General features: G+C 65.8%; 15 protein-coding genes and 1 pseudogene. 12 read left to right on the top strand and 4 right to left on the bottom strand.

All coding sequences use genetic code 11. The annotated features are described in order from the left end of the window. Positions 1-133 precede the first annotated feature (133 nt). The 4 genes from hpaD to hpaH all read right to left on the bottom strand — a co-directional run bounded on the left by hpaD (position 134) and on the right by hpaH (position 4,009). Positions 134-1,117, bottom strand: coding sequence for a 3,4-dihydroxyphenylacetate 2,3-dioxygenase (hpaD, locus tag ACXJL8_RS03825; protein WP_456619199.1), 984 nt, complete (start codon positions 1,115-1,117; stop codon positions 134-136). A 123-nt stretch (positions 1,118-1,240) separates the two neighbouring features. Next, a complete protein-coding gene (gene hpaE, locus ACXJL8_RS03820) occupies positions 1,241-2,779 on the bottom strand; it encodes a 5-carboxymethyl-2-hydroxymuconate semialdehyde dehydrogenase (RefSeq protein WP_456684644.1) in 1,539 nt (512 codons plus the stop codon). Then, positions 2,772-3,170, bottom strand: coding sequence for a 5-carboxymethyl-2-hydroxymuconate isomerase (locus ACXJL8_RS03815; RefSeq protein ID WP_456684643.1), 399 nt, complete (start codon positions 3,168-3,170; stop codon positions 2,772-2,774). The genes hpaE and ACXJL8_RS03815 overlap by 8 nt, the downstream gene beginning before the upstream one ends. A gap of 32 nt (positions 3,171-3,202) precedes the next feature. Beyond that, positions 3,203-4,009 (bottom strand): 2-oxo-hept-4-ene-1,7-dioate hydratase, encoded by an 807-nt coding sequence (gene hpaH, locus ACXJL8_RS03810; protein WP_456619196.1) that lies wholly within the window; start codon positions 4,007-4,009, stop codon positions 3,203-3,205. Positions 4,010-4,121: 112 nt separating this feature from the next. Here hpaH and hpaR point away from each other — a divergent pair, with 112 nt between their 5' ends. The 12 genes and pseudogenes from hpaR (at position 4,122) to ACXJL8_RS03750 (ending at position 20,043) form a co-directional block, all read left to right on the top strand. Beyond that, complete coding sequence (gene hpaR, locus ACXJL8_RS03805) at positions 4,122-4,640, top strand: homoprotocatechuate degradation operon regulator HpaR (protein WP_456619195.1); 519 nt, start codon at positions 4,122-4,124, stop codon at positions 4,638-4,640. A gap of 69 nt (positions 4,641-4,709) precedes the next feature. After that, positions 4,710-4,826 (top strand): annotated as a pseudogene (locus ACXJL8_RS03800) (malate dehydrogenase); the annotation flags it as partial. 116 nt (positions 4,827-4,942) lie between these two features. Further along, a complete protein-coding gene (locus ACXJL8_RS03795) occupies positions 4,943-5,719 on the top strand; it encodes an HpcH/HpaI aldolase family protein (RefSeq protein WP_456619194.1) in 777 nt (258 codons plus the stop codon). A 166-nt stretch (positions 5,720-5,885) separates the two neighbouring features. Further along, a complete protein-coding gene (locus ACXJL8_RS03790; RefSeq protein ID WP_456619193.1) occupies positions 5,886-7,409 on the top strand; it encodes a UxaA family hydrolase in 1,524 nt (507 codons plus the stop codon). Between the two features lie 239 nt (positions 7,410-7,648). Beyond that, positions 7,649-10,918, top strand: coding sequence for a transglutaminase family protein (locus tag ACXJL8_RS03785; protein WP_456619192.1), 3,270 nt, complete (start codon positions 7,649-7,651; stop codon positions 10,916-10,918). 27 nt (positions 10,919-10,945) lie between these two features. Then, on the top strand, positions 10,946-13,471 hold the full coding sequence (locus tag ACXJL8_RS03780) for a circularly permuted type 2 ATP-grasp protein (RefSeq protein WP_456619191.1): 2,526 nt from the start codon (positions 10,946-10,948) through the stop codon (positions 13,469-13,471). After that, positions 13,468-14,346 carry a transglutaminase family protein gene (locus ACXJL8_RS03775; RefSeq protein ID WP_456619190.1) on the top strand — a complete coding sequence of 293 codons (879 nt, stop codon included), beginning with the start codon at positions 13,468-13,470 and terminating at the stop codon, positions 14,344-14,346. The genes ACXJL8_RS03780 and ACXJL8_RS03775 overlap by 4 nt, the downstream gene beginning before the upstream one ends. 216 nt (positions 14,347-14,562) lie before the next feature. Further along, positions 14,563-15,390, top strand: coding sequence for a metal-dependent phosphohydrolase (locus ACXJL8_RS03770; RefSeq protein WP_456619189.1), 828 nt, complete (start codon positions 14,563-14,565; stop codon positions 15,388-15,390). A 127-nt stretch (positions 15,391-15,517) separates the two neighbouring features. Beyond that, entirely contained in the window at positions 15,518-16,408 is an 891-nt protein-coding gene (locus ACXJL8_RS03765) for an alpha/beta fold hydrolase (RefSeq protein WP_456619188.1), read from the top strand. Between the two features lie 83 nt (positions 16,409-16,491). Beyond that, entirely contained in the window at positions 16,492-18,015 is a 1,524-nt protein-coding gene (locus tag ACXJL8_RS03760; protein WP_456619187.1) for an FAD-dependent oxidoreductase, read from the top strand. A 129-nt stretch (positions 18,016-18,144) separates the two neighbouring features. Beyond that, complete coding sequence (locus tag ACXJL8_RS03755) at positions 18,145-18,720, top strand: HdeD family acid-resistance protein (RefSeq protein ID WP_456619186.1); 576 nt, start codon at positions 18,145-18,147, stop codon at positions 18,718-18,720. 111 nt (positions 18,721-18,831) lie between these two features. Next, complete coding sequence (locus ACXJL8_RS03750; RefSeq protein ID WP_456619185.1) at positions 18,832-20,043, top strand: ABC transporter substrate-binding protein; 1,212 nt, start codon at positions 18,832-18,834, stop codon at positions 20,041-20,043. Positions 20,044-20,230 lie beyond the last annotated feature (187 nt).

Genomic DNA, 20,230 nt, shown 5'->3' with positions numbered 1-20,230 from the left:
GGCCGGGACCCATACCGCGGAATCTGTCGATTGGATAAGGTAGGAGTACCGAACAACGTGTCTTCGCCAAACTCCTCCCTGTGGTTATGGGTCCCGGCCTTCGCCGGGACGACGGGGAGAGAGGTCGCCGGCATCAATCCGCCACCAGCACATCCGCCACGAATTTCGGCTCGCGCACGGCCTGTCCGCTGAACGGCGAGCCCTGCTCGAACCACGAGCGCGGGGCAGGGGCGCCCCACAGCGTCTGCCGGCGCGGATCGCGCAGCGACCAGCGCAATGGCTCGTGATCGTGGTCACCGGTGAAATAATCGCTGGTATAGAGCTCGAGCCGATGGCCGTCGGGATCGCGGACGTAGAGGAAGAACGCGTTCGAGATGCCGTGGCGCCCGGGGCCGCGCTCGATGTTCTTGACGAAGCCTTGTGAAGCCATGACGTCGCAGAGATGGATGATGTTCATCGCYGTCGGCGTCCAATAGGCGAAGTGGTGCAGCCGCGGGCCCTTGCCATTGGTGATGGCGAAGTCGTGGACATTGCCCTTGCGATGCATCCAGGCAGCCGCGATGCGCCCCTGCGGCCCGTCTTCCTCCGCGTATTCGGTGAGGCGGAAGCCGAGCCGGGCGTAGAAGTCCACCGTGTCCTGCACTTCGGCGGCGAAGACGTTGAAATGGTCCAGCCGCTGCGGATGGCAGCCCCTGTACAGATCGTAGCGGCGCAGGAGGTGCGGCCGCCGGTCCATCGTCGCGTAGAGCTCGATCTGGAAGCCGAAGGGATCGGTGAATTGCAGCGTGCGGCCCTGGAACGGCTGGTCGACGAAGGCGTAAGCGAGGCCGTTCTCGGACAGGAACGCGGCCGCCCTGTCGAGATCCCTGTCGTTGCCCACCTTGAAGCCGAGCCGGTTGCAGGCCGGCACCGCCGCCTTGCGCAGCACCAGCGAGTGATGCTGATGCTCTTCCGCACCGCGCAGGTACACGACATTGTCGTCGGCGTCCTCAACATGCAGGCCGACGGTGGTCTCGTAGAATTCGCGGCTGAGCTTCAGATCGGTCACGTCGAGCACGGCATGGCTCGAGCGGATGATGTTGAAGGGCGGCTCGAAGACATGTTGCGGTACGGGCATTGCGTTTCCCTCTTTAGCTCCCGTCATTCCGGGATGCGCCGCAAGGCGCAGACCCGGAATCTCGAGGTTCCGGGTTCTCCGGGCCGCGCTTGCGCGGTCCCGTCGCCCCGGAACGACGAAGCGTTAAATTCCCAGTCTCTGAATCTTGTGCGTGCCCCGCGCCAGCGAGACGTGCTTGGTTTCCATATAGAAGTCGAACGAATAGTCGCCGCCGTCGCGGCCGATGCCGGAGGCCTTCATGYCGCCGAACGGCGTCGGCAGATGGCGGACGTTTTCCGAGTTCAGCCAGATCATGCCGGCCTCCAGTGCATCCGCAACCCGCAGCGCGCGGCCGACATCGTTGGTCCAGACATAACCGGTCAGGCCATAGCGGATGTCGTTGGCGATCTCGATCGCATCGGCCTCGTCCCGGAAGGGCAGCACGGTGAGGAAGGGACCGAACACCTCTTCCTGCGCCACGCGCATCTTGCCATGTGCGCCGGTGACCAGCGTCGGCTCGACATAATGCCCGCCGCCGGGGCCGTCATAGGCCTTGCCGCCGACCGCGATCGTCGCGCCGTCCTTCCGCGCGACGTCGAAATAGGAGCAGACCTTGGCGAGATGCCGCTCGTGGATCAGCGGCCCGATTTCAGTCGAGGGATCGAGGGGATGACCGACTTTCAGCGCCTTGACGCGCGCGGTGAGCTTCTCGATGAATTTCTCCGCAATGCTCGCCTGGATCAGCAGGCGGCTTGACGACGTGCAGCGCTCGCCATTGAGCGAGTAGATCATGAACACGACCGCATCGAGCGCGCGGTCGAGATCGGCATCGTCGAACACGATCACCGGATTCTTGCCGCCGAGCTCGAAATGCACGCGCTTCAAGGTCGGCGCGCCCTGGATCATGATCGCCGATCCCGTCGCACTCTCGCCGACGAAGCCGATCGCCTTGATCGCGGGATGCTCGGTCAGCGCCTTGCCGGCCTCTTCACCGAAGCCGTGGACAGTATTGAGCACGCCGTCGGGAACGCCGGCTTCCTTGACGAGTTTTGCCAGAATGGCGGCCGTCACCGGCGACCATTCGGCCGGCTTGTGCACGACGGTGCACCCCGCAGCGAGCGCAGGGGCGATCTTCCAGGTCGAGAGCATGAACGGCGTGTTCCACGGCGTGATGACGCCGACGGGACCGATCGGCACGCGGGTCGAGACGTTCCAATGCTCATCGCTCGGCGTGTTCTGGCCGTCTCTAGCCTCGCCGCATTTGTCGGCGAAGAAGCGGAAGTTTTCGGCGGCGCGGATCGCGGCCTTCGCCATGAAGCGATAGGCCTGGCCGGTGTCGATGCATTCGAGCACGGCGATGTCGTCGGCATTGTCCTCGATCGCATCAGCCACGCGATGCAGCAGCTTCTTCCGCATCGCAGGCCCCATGTCGCGCCAGGACTTGAAGGCCAGCGCAGCCGCCGTCGCGGCGCGGTCGATGTCCTCGGCATTGCCGCGGGCGACGCTGGCGAGCGTCGCGCCGTCGACCGGGGACTTGGTCTCGAAGGTCTCGCCTGATATCGACGGAACGATCTTGCCGTCGATCATGTGGCCGATGCCATCGGCGCGCAGCTTCTTCAGCAGCGGCGCCGCGCGGTCGCGGTTGGCCTGGAACACATCGGCTTTCGGCGTGGGCTTATCCATGGGCGGCCTCCACTTTCAGGGCGTCGTGGATGTTATTGCGCTTCCAGCTGGTGTCCTTGTCGTTGATCTGCATGTCGAACGAGAGGGCGAACTTGCTGGCGGCGAAGACGGGATCGAGATGCCGGGAGAGGGCCTGGAAGACGTGCTCGCCGGCGTTCTGACGGGTCTTGAGGTCACGGCCCTCGCCGATGCGCAGCACCATGTCGAGAAAGCCGTAATCCTGCCTGTTGTCCGCAATCGCGTAATGCTCGCACCTGACAGCGCGGACGCGGATGCCGCCGAGCGGGAAGATGCCGGTCTCGACCGCCGCCTTGCGCACCACTTCGCACACCGCGGCGATGTCGAGGYGGCCCTCGAGATTGGCCGAATATTCGATCGTGAAATGCGGCATGGCGGTTTCACTCCCTGTCTTTTTTTGTTCGCCTAGGCGAAGTAGCAGCTCACCGAGCCGTAGGCGCCATAATCGGCCTGAATTGTGTCGCCCTTGCGGGTCTCGATCGGACGGATGAAGGAGCCGGCCAGCACGACCTGGCCAGGCTCCAGCGCAAGGCCGAGCGGCGCGATCTTGTTGGCAAGCCAGGCAACGGCGGTGGCGGGATGATTGAGCACGCCGGCCGCAAGGCCGGTCTCTTCCAGCTGGCCGTTCCTGAAACAGAGCGCGCCGATCCAGCGCAAATCTGCGTCCAACGGGCGGATTGGCCGGCCGCCGAGCACGATGCCGGCATTCGCCGCATTGTCGGCGATGGTGTCGAAGATTTTTCGCGTCGCCTTGGTCTTGGGATCGACGCGCTCGATCCGCGTATCCAGGATCTCCAGCGCCGGCACCACGAAGTCGGTGGCGTTGAGCACGTCGAACATCGTGCAGTCGGGCCCGGCGAGGCGCTTGCTCATGACGAAGGCGAGCTCGGCCTCGACGCGCGTGGCGATGAAGCGCTCGGTCGGAACCAGCCCGCCATCGGCAAAGAACATGTCGTCGAGCAGCACGCCGGAATCCGGCTCGTCGATGGCAAGCGCGCTCTGCATCGCCTTCGAGGTGAGGCCGATCTTGTGGCCCTTGACGATGCGCCCCTCGGCGATCTTGACGTCGACCCAGGCCTTTTGAATCGCGTAGGCATCCGCGATTGTAATGGCGGGGAAGTCCTGCGAGAGCTGCCGGATCTGCGTGCGGGTCTTCTCCGCCTGATGCAGACGGTTCGCGCAAGCTTGGATATCCTGTTTGGAAAGCGCCATGTGTGATCTTGCAAATCGTGGTGCCCGGAAAGTACTTAACATGTTAAGTGAATGCGTCAAATATAAATTTGGCTTGCTGCACCGCAAACATTTTGCGGTTTGAAAGGGCGTCATGGCGAAGAGACCGGTTGATCCAGCCAACGCAAGCGGGCCCGCCGCTCGCCAGGTGCCGATGCGCGACTTTTCGCGCTCGCTGCCGATGTCGCTGCTCAGGGCGCGGGAGGCGGTGATGCGGCAGTTCCGCCCGTCGCTGCGCGAGCACGGCTTGACCGAGCAGCAATGGCGCATCCTGCGCGCGCTTGCGGCCATCGAGGCCGCCGAGGTCACGGAACTCGCGCGCACGGCGTTCCTGCTCGGACCGAGCCTGTCGCGCATCCTGCGCGATCTCGAGGCGCGCAATCTGATCGAGCGCAAGACCGCGAAAGCCGACCAGCGCCGCAGCATGGTCTCGATCTCCGAGAAGGGCGTGAAGCTGATGGCCTCGGTCGCGCCGTCCTCGGAAGCGATCTATGCGGAGATCACGCGACGCTTTGGCGCACGCAAGCTCGTCGAGTTGCAGGAGATGCTCGGCGAGCTCGAACACAGTCTCGCAGGGCTCGGCGCCGGCGACGAGGCAAGTGCCGAGGAGTGAAAGCAGATATGCGCGGGCGCGCGGCGACAGCCATGGACATTGCCGCATTTTTTCGCTCAAAGTGTGGTCCAAGCTGAGCGCAGCAAAAGCGGCATCCCCTTGCCGGATGACACCTGGGCGGCGATAGTGAATACCGTCCGTGAGGTCGGCGTCAGCGAAGTCAGCACCCAGAGGGCGACGGCGTAGGTTCTTGCGTCATTGTGAGCGTAGCGCGGCGATCCAGTTGGCGGTAACAGCAGGGTTGCGCTGTCGCGGCGCTCGGCGTGGTGACCAAGGTCCCAACAACAAAGAAGGAAGGCAACGTGGCGAATAAAGTCAAAGAAATCTGGAAGTCGGGCAAGGCGGTCGTCAACGCATGGCTCGCGATTCCCTCCGGCTTCTCGGCTGAGATGATCGCGCAATGCGGCTTCGACAGCGTCACCGTCGACATGCAGCATGGCGTGCAGGACTATCTGTCGATGGTGCAGTGCTTCCAGGCGATGGACAAGCATCCGGTGACGCCGATGGTGCGCGTGCCCTGGAACGAGCCCGGCATCATCGGCAAGGTGCTCGACGGCGGCGCCTATGGCGTGATCTGCCCGATGGTCAACACGGCGCAGGAAGCCAGGAATCTCGTCTCTTATTCGAAATATCCGCCGCAGGGCGTGCGCTCCAACGGCCCGATCCGCGCCGGCATGTATGGCACCGCGGGCTCCTACCAGAAGACCGCGAATGCCGACACCATCCTGCTGCCGATGATGGAGACGAAGACCGCGGTCGAGAACATGGAAGCGATCCTCGACGTCGAGGGCATCGACGGCGTCTATATCGGCCCGTCCGATCTCGGCTTCTCCTATGGCCTCGAGCCCAAGCTCGACCGCACCGAGCCCGAGATCCTCGCGATCTACGACAAGATCATCAAGGAGTGCGGCAAGCGCGGCCTCAACCCGGGCATCCATTGCAGCGGCGCCGAGGGCGCCGCGCGCGCCATCAACATGGGCTTCAAGCTGGTCACGCTGTCGAACGAAGTCGGCCTGATGACGACCTACGCCAAGATGCAGGTCAACGCGACCCGCAAGGATTCGGCGGGTAAGGCTTGAGCTTCGGTGTCCCGGACGCGGCGCAGCACGAAGTGATGCGCCGCAGAGCCGGGACCCAGTCGCTGGCGAAGCACATGACGTGACAACTAGGCCCCGGCTCAGCAGCGCACCGTTTCACGCTGCGCTGCGTCCGGGGCACGACACTTGAAGACCAAGGAGACCTCTCATGACCATCAGCCCTGTCATCCGCCTGCATCCCGATGATGGCGTGCTGATCGCGCGCGCCAGCCTGCCGCCCGGAACAGTGGTGGCCGACGGCGTGACGACGGTCGAACGCATTCCCTCCGGCCACAAGGTCGCGATCAAGCCGATCGCCGTCGGCGAGCCGGTCAGGCGCTACGGCCAGATCATCGGCTTCGCCACGGTGCCGATCGCGCCGGGCCAGCACGTGCACACGCAGAATTGCGGCATGGGCGACTTCGCCAAGGACTATGCCTATTGCGCCGACGTCAAGCCGACGCCGAATTTCGACTTGCCGGCGACCTTCGAGGGCATCCGCCGTCCGGACGGCCGCGTCGCCACGCGCAACTATATCGGTATCCTCACCTCGGTGAATTGCAGCGCGCATGTCGCTGGCCTCGTCGCCGACGTCTTTAAGAAGAATCCGTTCACCGGCGACAATCCGCTCTCCGATTTCCCCAATGTCGACGGCGTGGTTGCGCTGACCCACAAGACCGGCTGCGGCATGACGCAGAACGAGCCGCTGGCGCTGCTCCGCCGCACCCTCGGCGGCTATGCGCGGCACGTCAATTTCTCCCACGTCATCGTGCTCGGCCTCGGCTGCGAGGTGAACCAGATCGGCGGGCTCATGGAAGAGCAGAAGCTCGCCGGCCGCCTGCGCGCGATGGACATCCAGGAGGTCGGCGGCACCCGCAAGACGGTTGAGGCCGGCATCGCGTTCGTGCGCGAGGCGTTGACTGATGCCAACAAGGTGAAGCGCGAATCCGTGCCCGCGAGCGAGCTCACGGTGGCGCTGCAATGCGGCGGCTCCGACGGCTATTCCGGCGTGTCGGCCAATCCGGCGCTTGGGGCTGCCAGCGATCTCATCGTGCGTCACGGCGGCACCGTGATCCTGTCGGAGACGCCGGAGACCTACGGCGCCGAGCATCTGCTCACCCGCCGCGCCGTCAGCCGCGAGGTCGGCGAGAAGCTCGTCGATCTGATGCGCTGGTGGGACGAATACACCGAGCGCGAAGGCGCCGAGATGAACGCCAACCCGAGCCCCGGCAACAAGGCCGGCGGCCTCACCACCATCCTGGAAAAGTCGCTCGGCGCCATGGCGAAGGCCGGCACCACCAATCTCGTCGACGTGCTGCGCTACGCCGAGCCGGTGACGAAGAAGGGTTTCGTGTTCATGGACACGCCCGGCTACGATCCCGTCGCGGCGACCGGGCAGGTCGCCGGCGGCGCCAACCTCGTCTGCTTCACCACCGGCCGCGGCAGCGTGTTCGGCTGCAAGCCCGCGCCCTCGATCAAGCTCGCGACCAACTCGCCCATGTACAAGCGCATGGAAGAGGACATGGACGTCAATTGCGGCACCATCCTCGAAGGCGAGGAGAGCGTCCAGGAATGCGGCCAGCGCATCTTCGAGCTGATCCTGAAGACCGCCTCGGGCCAGCCGACCAAGAGCGAGAGCTTTGATTTCGGCGGCGCCGAGTTTGCGCCCTGGGTGTTGGGCGCGACGATGTAGGGCGACTTCGTAGCCCGGATGGAGCCAACGGGTCGGCGCGAAGCGCCGCCCGATGACAGGCTCCGCGAAATCCGGGACAACTCGATCCGMGGGTGAAGAACCCCGGATTACGCTTCGCTCCATCCGGGCTACGGGAGGGCTACGGCGGATACTTCCTAGGCACTCTCTGCCCGTTGTTAATGCTTGATCGCGATGACGTCAGGTGTTCTGCTCAAAAAAGCTGCTGGAGCACCGCATCCGTGTCGATCTACGTCGCGTTACACCACGTCACGCACTACAAATACGACCGTCCGATCGATCTTGGCCCGCAGACGATCCGTCTGCGGCCGGCGCCGCATACGCGCACGCCGATCCTGAGCTATTCGCTCAAGGTCACCCCGTCCAATCACTTCGTGAACTGGCAGCAGGATCCGCAAGGCAACTGGCTGGCGCGCTACGTCTTTCCGGAGAAGACCACCGAGCTGAAGATCGAGGTCGACTTCACCGCGCAGATGACCGTGGTCAATCCGTTCGACTTCTTCGTCGAGCCCTATGCCGACAGCTTTCCATTCGAATACCCCAAGGACCTGAAGACGGAGCTCGCGCCTTATCTCGAGACCATCAAGCCCGATCGCCTGTTCGCGAAATATCTCGACACGATCCCGCACGAAGCCCCGAACACCGTCAACTTCCTGGTCGATCTCAACAGGGAGCTCCAGAAGCGGATCAGCTACGTCATCCGCATGGAGCCTGGCGTGCAGACGCCGGAGGAGACGCTCACCTCCGCCGCCGGCTCGTGCCGCGACTCCGCGTGGCTGCTGATCCAGACCTTCCGTCATCTTGGGTTGGCGGCCCGTTTCGTCTCAGGCTATCTGATCCAGGTCCGTCCCGACATCGATCCGATCGAGGGGCCGCCGGAGGTCGAGAACGACTTCACCGATCTGCACGCCTGGGCCGAGGTCTATCTGCCCGGCGCAGGCTGGATCGGCTTCGACGCGACCTCGGGCATGCTGGCAGGCGAGGGGCACATCCCGGTCGCCGCGACACCGCATTATCGTTCGGCAGCACCAATCTCCGGCGGCGCCGGTTTTGCCGAAGTCGAATTCGCTTTCGACATGAGCGTCCGGCGCATCCGTGAGGCGCCGCGCATCACAAAGCCGTTCTCCGATGAATCCTGGATACGGCTCAACGATCTCGGCGAGCAGGTCGACGGCGATCTCGCCGCGCAGGATGTCCGGCTCACCATGGGCGGCGAGCCGACCTTCGTCTCGGTCGATGATCTCGAAGCGGCGGAGTGGAACACCGAGGCCGTCGGTCCGACCAAGCGCGCGCTCGCGGACGATCTGATCCGCCGCCTGCGCACGCGCTTCGCGCCCGGCGGGTTGCTGCATTACGGCCAGGGCAAATGGTATCCCGGCGAGAGCCTGCCGCGCTGGGCCTTCGGCCTGTATTGGCGCAAGGACGGCGTGCCGATCTGGAAGAATGCCGATCTCATCGCCAGCATCGAAAATCCGCGGCCAGCGCAGACCCAGGACGCCAAGGCGTTCGTGGAAGGCGCGGCGTTGCGGCTCGGGCTCGATCCCGGCTACATCATGCCGGCCTATGAGGACACCGCGCTTTGGCTTCGGAAGGAAGCCGAGCTTCCCGTCAACGTCGATCCGTCCGACTCCAAATTGTCCGATCCTGAGGCCCGCGCGCGCATCGCGCGGGTGTTCGAGCAGGGCCTCAACAACCCGCGCGGCTTCGTGCTGCCGGTGCAGCGCTGGAACGCGCCGCCGCGCTGGCGCAGCGAGCGCTGGCAACTCCGTCGCAATCATCTGTTCCTGATGCCGGGCGATTCGCCGCTCGGCCTGCGCCTGCCGCTCGACTCGCTCGGCTACGTTCCACCGAACCAATATCCCTACATCGTCGAACGCGACCCGATGGAGGCGCGCGGCAAGCTGCCGGTGTTCAGCCTCCCGGCGCGTCCGGAAGCGCCGCCACGGGCCGCGCCCGAGCAACTCAACACGTCCGTCCCGGTCCGCACCGCAATGTCGGTCGAAGTCCGCGACGGCGTGCTCTGCGCCTTCATGCCGCCGGTCGAGAAGATCGAGGATTATCTCGAACTGGTCGCAACGCTCGAAGCCACCGCCGAGGAGATGCAGCTCCAGGTGCATATCGAAGGCTATCCGCCGCCGTTCGATCCGCGCGTGGAGGTCATCAAGGTGACGCCMGATCCCGGCGTGATCGAGGTCAACGTCCAGCCGGCCAAGAATTGGCGCGAGGCGGTCGACATCACGGTCGGGCTCTATGAGGACGCCGGCAAGACACGCCTCGGCGCCAACCGCTTCCTGGTCGACGGCCGCCACACCGGCACCGGCGGCGGCAATCACGTCGTGGTCGGCGGCTCAAGCCCACAGGATTCGCCGTTCCTGCGCCGCCCCGATCTGTTGAAGAGCCTGGTGCTGTACTGGCAGCGCCATCCGTCGCTGTCCTATTTCTTCTCCGGGCTCTTCATCGGCCCGACCAGCCAGGCGCCGCGGATCGACGAAGCGCGCCACGACAGCATCTACGAGCTCGAGATCGCGCTCTCGCACGTGCCGCCGCCGGGTTACCAGGCGCCGTTGTGGCTGGTCGACCGGCTGTTCCGGCATCTGCTCGTCGACATCACCGGCAACACCCACCGCGCCGAGATCTGCATCGACAAGCTCTATTCGCCGGACGGCACCACGGGCCGGCTCGGCCTCGTCGAATTCCGCGCGCTCGAAATGCCGCCCGATCCGCGCATGTCGCTGGCGCAGCAACTCCTGATCCGCGCGCTGATCGCAAAATTCTGGCGCGAGCCGCAACAAGGCAAGTTCGTGCGCTGGGGCACGGCGCTGCATGACCGCTACATGCTGCCGCATTTCATCTGGGAAGACTTTCTGGACGTGCTCTCCGAGCTGAAGCAGTCCGGCTATCCGTTCGAGCCGGAATGGTATCTGGCCCAGCTCGAATTCCGCTTCCCCGCCTTCGGCCGCGTCCATCATGGCGGCGTGACGCTGGAATTGCGTCAGGCGCTGGAGCCCTGGCACGTGCTCGGCGAGGAGGGCTCGGCCGGCGGCACGGTGCGCTATGTCGACAGCTCGGTCGAGCGGCTTCAGGTGAAGGCCGAGGGCTTCGTCGAGGGCCGCCACATCGTGACCTGCAACGGCCGCCGCCTGCCGATGACCTCGACCGGCCGCTCGGGGGAAGCCGTGGCCGGCGTCCGTTTCAAGGCCTGGCAGCCGGCCTCCGGCCTGCACCCGACCATTCCGGTCCATGCGCCTCTGACCTTCGACCTGATCGACACCTGGAACGGCCGCTCGCTCGGCGGCTGCGTCTATCACGTCGCCCATCCCGGCGGCCGCAGCTACGACACCAAGCCCGTCAACACCTACGAGGCCGAGGCGCGGCGGCTGGCGCGTTTCCAGGACCACGGCCACACGCCGGGTCCGATCCGGCCGCCGCCGGAGGAACGCACAAATGAGTTTCCGCTGACTCTCGACTTGCGAACCCCGCTCCTGCAATGAGTATGCGGGCGGGGCAAGGAGAGGCGCATGGGCGAGGGCGCAGCCGAAGAGGACGACAAGGCGGGCAAGGCGCAAAGCCAGCGCGAAGGCCAGCGTCGCATCGCGCAATGGGTCCGCGACTATAGCCGTCTGCCCGGCATTCCCGACGAGTTCCTCGGCCCCGACGGCGCCCCGCGCGCGGTCTGGAGCCGCTTCTTCGATGCCTTCGGGGCGCTCGCGCCCGACGAGATCGAGCGGCGCTTCGCCATGGCCGACCGCCATCTGCGCGAGGCCGGCGTCACCTACCGCGCGCCCGGCGACAGCGCCGACCGGATCTGGCCGCTCAGCCATCTGCCGCTGCTGATCGACGAGGCCGACTGGCAGCAGCTCACCGCCGGCATCAAGCAGCGCGCCGAGCTGCTCGAGATGGTGCTACGCGACATCTATGGCGAGGGACGGCTCGTCGCCGAAGGCGCGCTTCCGGCCGCCGCGATCGCCGGCAGTGCCGAATATCTCCGCCCCGTCTGCGGCGTTCCGCCGCCGGGCGGGCGCTACCTCTCGATCTACGCCGCCGATGTCGGCCGCGGGCCCGACGGCCGCTGGTGGGTGCTCGGCGACCGCACGCAGGCGCCGTCCGGCGCGGGCTATGCGCTGGAAAACCGCCTGGTGCTCTCGCGCGCCTTCTCCGATCTCTACAAGTCGATGAAGGTGCCGCGCGTCGCCCCGTTCTTCGAGGCGTTTCGGGATAGCCTTCGCGCCAGCGCCGATCGCGACGAGCCCCGTATCGGGGTGCTCACGCCCGGCAGCTTCAGCGAGACCTATTTCGAGCATGCAACGCTCGCGCGCTATCTCGGCTTCCTGCTGGTCGAGGGCGAGGATCTCGCCGTCAGCGACAACCGCGTCCACATCCGCACCGTCGCCGGCCTGAAGCGGCTCGACGTGCTGCTGCGCCGGGTCGATTCCAATTCGCTCGATCCGCTCGAGCTCGACGCCTCCTCGCGGCTGGGCGTGCCCGGCCTGATCGACGTGCTGCGCAAGGATGGCGTCGTCGTCGCCAACATGCCGGGCTCCGGCGTGCTGGAGGCCCGCGCGCTGCTCGGCTTCCTGCCGGCGCTGAGCCGCCGCCTGCTCGGCGAGGAGCTGAAGATGCCGCACATCGCGACCTGGTGGTGCGGCCAGCGCATCGCGCGCGACGAGGTGCTGTCGCGTCTCGACGAGGTCGCGATCGGCGGCGCCTATCGGCGCGGCGTTCCCGGCTTCGACAGCGACGGCCCGGTGCTTGCAAGCGAGCTCGATGCAAAGGAGCGCCAGCGCCTGATCGAATCCATCAATACGCGCGGCATGGACTATGTCGGCCAGGAGGTGGTGCGGCTCTCGACCATGCCGGTGTGGGAGCAGGGGCAGCTCACGCCGCGCCCCTTCGTGCTGCGCGTGTTCGCGGCCGCGACGGCCGACGGCTGGACCATCATGCCCGGCGGATTCTGCCGGATCGCCGAACAGGCGGATGCGCGCGCGGTGTCGATGGGCGACGGCGCGCGTGCCGCCGACGTCTGGGTGGTCTCCGAGAAGCAGGTCTCGACGGCGACGCTGCTGCCGGCGACCGACAAGGTGCGGATTCGCCGCATCGCGGGCGTGCTGCCGAGCCGGGCCGCCGACAATCTGTTCTGGCTCGGCCGCTATCTCGAACGCGCCGAGGCGACGCTGCGGCTGGTGCGTGCGTTGGGCTCGCCGAGCGGGCCCAACAAGGGCACCTCCGCCACGATGCAGTCGATCGAACGGATCCAGCGCCTGATGGTGGCCTGGGGCGCGATTTCGCAAGCCTCGCGCGCGGCACCCGGGCGCATCGCCGCCGAGGCATTGCAGAGCGCGGAGCGTTACGGCTCGGCCTTGTCGCTGGTGCGCGCGGCACAGCGCACCGCGACCTCGTTGCGCGAGCGGCTGTCGCCTGATGCCTGGCAAGTCATTACCGAGATGGCCGAGCGGCTGGCCTGGGAGGTCGAGGACGACGACAGCGTGCTGAGCGCCGCCGAGCTGACCTTGCAGGAGCTTGCGAGCTTTGCGGGCCTCGCGCAGGAGAACATGAACCGCGCCGCCGGCTGGCGCTTCCTCGATATCGGCCGCCGCGCCGAGCGCGCCATCAACACGGCGCGTTTTGCCCGACAGTTTGCCTATGACGAGGCCGGCGACGAGGATCTCGATATCCTGCTGACGCTGGTGGATTCCCAGATCACCTACCGCTCGCGCTATCTGCTGGCGCCGCTGCTCGCGCCGGTGCGCGACCTCGCCGTGCTCGACAGCTACAATCCGCGTTCGGTGGCCTTCCAGGTGGCGACGCTGAACGAGCACATCGCGGCGCTGCCGAGCCTGAAGGAACACGGCCTGATCGAGCGTCCGCAGCGGCTCGCGGTTGCGGTGCAGGCGATGCTGGCGACAGCGGAAGCCGAGAAGCTCGAGGTCAAGACCTTGTTCGCGCTGGAGCAGGATCTGCTCAGTCTCGCCGAGGCGATCGGGCTGCACTATTTCCCGCATGGTCCCAATGCCAGCCGCCCGGAAAAGCTGACGGGGCTGGCGTGATCTACGACATCCGCCACGTCACCACCTATGAGTACGAGAGCGCGGTCAGCTTCGCGCGCTGCACGTTGCGGCTGGAGCCGAAGAGCGGCGGCGGCCAGCAGCTGATCTCGCACAATGTCGAGATCCGGCCGCGCCCTGCCGAACGCAATGTCCGGCGCGATTTCTTCGGCACGCTGACCGAGAGCGTGGTGATCGAGGCTGCGCATCGAACCTTGCGGATCGACTCGCGCTCGCGCGTGTCGGTGTCGCGCCAGCCGCCCGCGCGCGAAGCTTCGAGCCCGGCCTGGGAAAGCATCCGCGACCTCGCTTTCGAGGCGACGAGTCTCGGGCCGTCCTCGCCGGTCGGCTATGTCTTTGCGAGCCCGCTGGTGCCGGTGCTGCGTCCCGTCAGCGCCTATGCGGCTTTGAGCTTTGCGCCCGGCGCGGGCATCCTCGCCGGCGCGGTCGACCTGATGCACCGGATCCGCACCGGGTTTCGCTACGATCCCAAGGCGACGGTGATCTCGACGCCGCTCGACGAAGTCTTCGACAAGCGCCACGGCGTCTGCCAGGATTTCGCCCATGTGATGATCGCAGGGCTTCGCGGGCTGGGTCTGCCCGCGGCCTATGTCAGCGGTTACCTGCGCACCGTCCCGCCGCCGGGCCAGGCGCGCCTGCAAGGCGCCGACGCCACCCACGCCTGGGTGTCGCTGTGGTGCGGAGCGGAGCTCGGCTGGGTCGATTTCGATCCGACCAACGATCTGCTGGTCGCCAACGACCACATCGTGCTCGCGGTCGGCCGCGATTTCTCCGACGTCTCGCCGGTCGACGGCATCATCGTCGGCTCACCGAAGCAGAAGCTTGGCGTCGCTGTGGACGTGCTGCTGGTGGAATAAAAGCAGTCTTGCCCGCCCGGCGCCCGCTGCCGCCAGGTGCGTCGCGCCCCGGCTGCAACGGTGATGTCGCAGAGCACAACAGCAACATATTTCCGTAAATTCGTCCCGGCGTTTGGTCACTTGGCCCAAGATGGGCTATGCTGGCCGTCGCGTCGAGGGCACGAATGAGACGTCGGGAGTTGGCGTGGGACACCACCGACGAGCGGGGCTGCATCCATGATGACGTTACCGAGACTGGCGGCTGAATCCCTGGAGAAAGTGCTGGGCTCGTTCATGCGTCGCAGGTACGGCGATTCTCCCGCGAACATCGTCGAGAGCGCGACGCGCACCGCGATGGAGTGCATTGGCAATAGTGATGCGCTCTACCACAATGTCGAGCACACGATGCTGGTGACGTTGGCCGGCCATTCCATCCTCAGTGGCCGATATCTCCATACCCACCTCGAGGCCGCGGATTACGTCCACATCCTGATCGCGTGCCTCGCCCACGACATCGGTTATGTCCGGGGCCTGTTCGAGGAGGATGACAATGACGGCTTCGTGATCGACGCGGCGGGCACCAAGGTTTCATTGCCCCGCGGCGCCTCGGATGCCAGCCTGATGATGTATCATGTCGACCGTTCGAAGCTCTATGTCATGCGGCGGTTGCAGCATATCCCGGGGCTGGACCCGGAACGCATCGCCCGCGCCATCGAGGGCACCCGGTTCCCGGCCCGCGAGGGGCAGGACTATGACGACGAGGCCTCGATCCTGCGCGCCGCCGACTTCATCGGGCAGCTCGGCGATCCCAATTATTTGCGCAAGGCCAACGCGCTCTATTACGAGTTCGAGGAGGTCGGCATGAACCGACAGCTCGGCTACGACTCGCCCGCCGACATCGTGAACCGCTATCCGCAATTCTATTGGAACAGCGTCGCACCGCACATCCAGACCGAGATCGGCTATCTCAACAAGACCGAGATCGGCCGGCAATGGATCGCCAACCTCTACAGCAACGTGTTCCGTGCCGAACGCGATATCTCGCTGTCCGGGCCGCAGAAATAGCCCTCCTGTAGCCCGGATGGAGCGAAGCGAAATCCGGGTTTCGCGGATGCAGGTGTCCCCGGATTGCGCTGCGCTCCATCCGGGCTACGAAGTCGCAACTACGACCTCGCAAATCGGTGAGCAAATCGTGCAACAAAAAATCATCACCACCGAAATCCTCGACATCGCCTATCTCGAATACGGCACGCCTGACGGCTGGCCCTGCATCATGGGCCACGGCTTCCCCTACGACGTGAACGCCTATGCCGAAGCCGCGCCGATCATCGCGCAAGCAGGCGCGCGGGTGCTGGTGCCGTGGCTGCGCGGCTACGGGCCGACGCGGTTTCGCTCCGCGCAGACGCTGCGGTCGGGCGAGCAGGCGGCGCTGGGGGCCGATCTGTTGGCCTTCATGGATGCGCTTCGTATCGAACGCGCGGTCGTCGGCGGTTACGACTGGGGCGGGCGCGCGGCCTGCGTGGTGTCGGCGCTGCATCCTGAGCGCGTGATCGGGCTCGTCTCCGGCAATTCCTACAATATCCAGAACATCGCCCGCGCCATGGAGCCGGCCTCGCCGCCGGAGGAGGCCGCGCTCTGGTATCAATATCTCTTCCACAACGAACGCGGCCGCCGCGCGCTGGAGCGCAACCGGCGTGGCTTTGCCCGCCAGCTCTGGGCGATGTGGTCGCCGAAATGGGCATTCGACGACGCGACGTTCGAGACAAGCGCGGCGTCGTTCGACAACCCCGATTTCGTCGATGTCGTGATCCATTCCTACCGTCACCGCTACGCGCTGGTCGCGGGCGATCCCGCCTATGCCGGGATCGAGGCCAAGCTTGCGGCGCAGCCGCCGATCCGCGTGCCGACGATCGCGATCGATGGCGACAGCGACGGCGTCAATCCCGGCACCGCGCATCATGCGCGCAAGTTCGAGGGCTTTTTCGAGCGGCGCGTGTTCGCAGGCGCCGGCCACAATCTGCCGCAGGAGCGGCCCTCCGAATGGGCGCAGGCCGTGCTCGAGGTCCGCAAGGCGGCCGGATGACCTGATTTTGGCGCAGCGAGGAACTTTTCGCCGACAACGCCGTCCGAATCCTGAGCTGAGCGAGAGCTGCGAAGGAGATGACCATGAGCGAGGACAGCAAGCCGAGCGGGCTCGACCTGACCAAAGGCGTGCCGCTGACCGAGTTCAAGGACGGCAAGCTGCTTGGCCATGTCGGCAAGGAGGATGTCCTGCTGGTGCAGGCCGGCAACGAGGTCTTTGCGATCGAGCCCACCTGCAGCCATTATCACGGCCCGCTCGCCGAAGGCCTGGTGGTCGACGACACCATCCGCTGCCCCTGGCATCATGCCTGCTTCTCCTTGCGCACCGGCGAGGCCACCCGTCCGCCGGCGCTGAACGCGCTGGCAGTCTGGGAGGTGACGCGGGATCGGGACAGGATTTGGGTTCAGCGCAAGCGTGAAGTGCCGAAACCTTCGGCGCCTCACCGCACCGCGCCGACACCGGAAAAATTCGTCATCGTCGGCGGCGGCGCAGCCGGATTCGCGGCCGCCGAGACGCTCCGGCGCGAGGGCTTTGCCGGCGCCATCACCATGCTCAGCAGTGACGGCGCGATGCCGGTCGACCGGCCGAACCTCTCCAAGGACTATCTCGCCGGCAACGCGCCGGAGGACTGGCTGCCGCTGCGGGGCGAGGATTATTATCAGGACGCCGGCATCGATCTCAGGCTGAACACGAATGTCTCCGCGATCGATGCGAAGACTCGCAGCGTCACGCTGGGCAATGGCGACAAACTGCCGTTCGACCGGCTGCTGCTCGCGACCGGCGCCGAGCCGGTCAAATTGCAGATTCCGGGCGCGGACCAGCCGCATGTCCACACCTTGCGGTCTGTCGCCGACAGCCGTGCCATCATCAAGGCCACAGGCAGCGCGAAGCGCGTGCTGGTGATCGGCGCCAGCTTCATCGGCCTCGAAGTCGCGGCCTCGTTGCGGGCACGCAAGCTGGAGGTCCATGTGGTCGCTCCGGAGGAGCGGCCGATGCAGCGCGTGCTCGGACCGGAGATGGGCGATTTCGTGCGCGCGCTCCATGAAGAGAATGGCGTCAACTTCCACCTCGGGGACACTGTGGAGAGGCTCGACGGTACGCGCGCGACGCTGAAGAGCGGCGGCGTCATCGATGCCGACCTCGTCGTGGTCGGCATCGGCGTCAAGCCGCGCCTTGCGCTGGCCGAGAAGGCGGGGCTTGCGGCGGATCGCGGTGTCAGCGTGAGCGAATATCTCGAAACCAGTATCGCCGGCATCTTTGCGGCCGGCGACATCGCGCGCTGGCCCGATCCGCATTCGCGGCACACCATCCGCGTCGAGCACTGGGTGGTGGCGGAGCGGCAAGGCCAGACCGCGGCGCGCAACATGCTTGGCAAGCGCGAGCGCTTCGACGCCGTGCCGTTCTTCTGGTCGCAGCATTACGACGTGCCGATCAACTATGTCGGCCATGCCGAGAGCTTTGACGACATCACGATCGACGGCAGCATTGCCGGCCGGGACTGCCTGCTGAAGTACCGCAAGGCCGGCCGCCTGCTGGCGGTCGCTTCAATTTACCGCGATCTGGACAGTCTCAGGGCCGAGCTCGAGATGGAGCGGTCCCGCGCCTGAAGCGCCGCATTCGATCTTGATTTGCGTCAATGTTGCTGCCGGTGAGGGCTGCTCTGCTGGCTGTTGTCCCGGCGCGGCGCGTGCTATTCTGGCGAGTGTCTCCGGGCTTCGCATGCAGGAGTAACCGTCATGACAACCGCTTCGGATACCTCGCACCAGTCCGGCCTCGGTTCGGGCATCGCCGCGCTGCATCCCAAATGGGGATGGATCGTCGCTCTCGGTGTCGTCTATCTCGTCGCCGGCTTCGTCGCGCTCGGCAGCATGGTGATGGCGACGGTGGCGAGCGTGATCGTGGTCGGCGCGATGATGATCGTGGCCGGGGTCACCGAAATCATCGGGGCGTTCCAGATGAAGAGCTGGGGCAAGTTCCTGATCTGGGCTCTGCTCGGCGTGCTCTACGTCGTCGCGGGCTTCCTGACCTTCGAGAATCCGCTGTTTGCTGCAGCTTTGCTGACCCTGTTCCTCGGCGCCTCGCTGCTCGCCTCCGGCGCGGTCCGGCTGTTCCTCGCCTTCAGCATGAAGCGCGAAAGCCCGTGGGTCTGGGTGGCGCTCTCGGCCGTGATCACGCTGCTGCTTGGGCTGCTGATCCTGGCGCGCTGGCCGGTCAACAGCGTCTACATCCTCGGCCTGTTCCTCGGCATCGACCTGATCATGGCGGGCGCGGGCTGGGTCAGCCTGGGCTTCAGCCTGCGGCGGCGCCAGTAACCAGCAACTCGACGCAAGACCGTGTTGCGGAACTCCGCTGATCTGGCGCGCTGACAAAAAGCAGCGCGCCGCGCTCGCCTCGCGCGGACGACAAATCACCGGGGAGAAACCATGAAAGCCGCTCTGGCCCTGGCTGCGGCGCTTGCCGCCGCCTGCCTGTCCACGCCTGTCCTTGCGCAAAAATCCTACGGTCCCGGCGTCAGCGACACCGAGATCAAGATCGGCAACACCATGCCCTATAGCGGGCCGGCTTCGCCGCTCAGCATCACCGGCAAGGTCATCGCGGCCTATTTCGACGAGGTCAACGACAAGGGCGGCGTCAACGGCCGCAAGCTCAATCTGATCTCGCTGGACGATGCGTTCTCGCCGCCCAAGACCATGGAGGCGGCGCGGCGGCTGGTCGAGAGCGACGGCGTCGCCTTCATCTTCGCGACCATGGGCACGGCGCCGAGCTCGGCGATCGCGAAATATCTCAACAGCAACAAGGTGCCGCAGCTCTTTCTGATCAGCTCAGCCTCGAAGTGGAACGATCCCGCCAACATGCCGTGGTCGATGGCGCTGCCCTGGGCGCCCAACTACACCAGCGAGGCCGCGATCGACGTCGCCTATGCCCGTGCCAAGAACCCCAATGCGCGCTTTGCGGTGCTCTATCAGAACGACGACGCCGGCAAGGAATATCTGCGCGGTGTGAGGGAGGCGCTCGGCGCCGACGCCGACAAGGCGATCGCGATGGCCTCGAGCTTCGAGGTTGCCGATCCGACCGTCGATTCCCAGGTGTTGACGCTCGCCAACACCAAGGCCGATGTCTTCCTGATCTATTCGGTGACGCCGCGCGCTTGCGCGCAGGCGGTCCGGAAGGCGCACGAGGTCGGCTGGCAGCCGCAGCGCTTCATCGCCAGCGGCTGCGCCAACAAGGCCACCGTGATGGTGCCGGCCGGCCTCGATGCCGGCAAGGGCGTGCTGTCGCTCGGCTCGCTCAAGCCGTTCGTCGAACAGCCGAAGGACGATCCGGCGATGACGGCCTATATCGACTTCATGAAGAAGCGCCTGCCCAATGCCGACATCAACAACGTCGCCGGCCTCTACGGCTACACCGTCGCCGAGGCGCTGGTGGTCGTGCTGAAGCAGTGCAAGGACAATCTGACGCGCGAGAACATCATGGCGCAGGCGGCCAACCTGAAGAACGTGCCGCTGTCGCTGCTGATGCCCGGCATCACGCTCAACACCACGCCGCAGGATTTCCGCCCCATCAAGGACGGCTATATGCTCCAGTTCGACGGCAACGACTGGATCGTAGCGAGCGAGCTGCTGCGCGGGACGTGAGGTGCGGCCGCAGAGACGGTGCACCCTCTCCCCTTGCGGGAGAGGGTGGATGCGCGAAGCGCAGCCGGGTGAGGGGTATCTCTCCGCGAGTTCGGAATCGTAGGGTGGGCAAAGGCGCACTTGCGCCGTGCCCACCACCGATCCAACATTGAAACAGAAGCGGTGGGCACGCTTCGCTTTGCCCACC

It is taken from the genome of Bradyrhizobium sp. P5_C11_2 (assembly GCF_054049755.1).
Note: the sequence above shows the minus strand (reverse complement) of the source record. Positions and strands in the feature narration are given on the sequence as shown.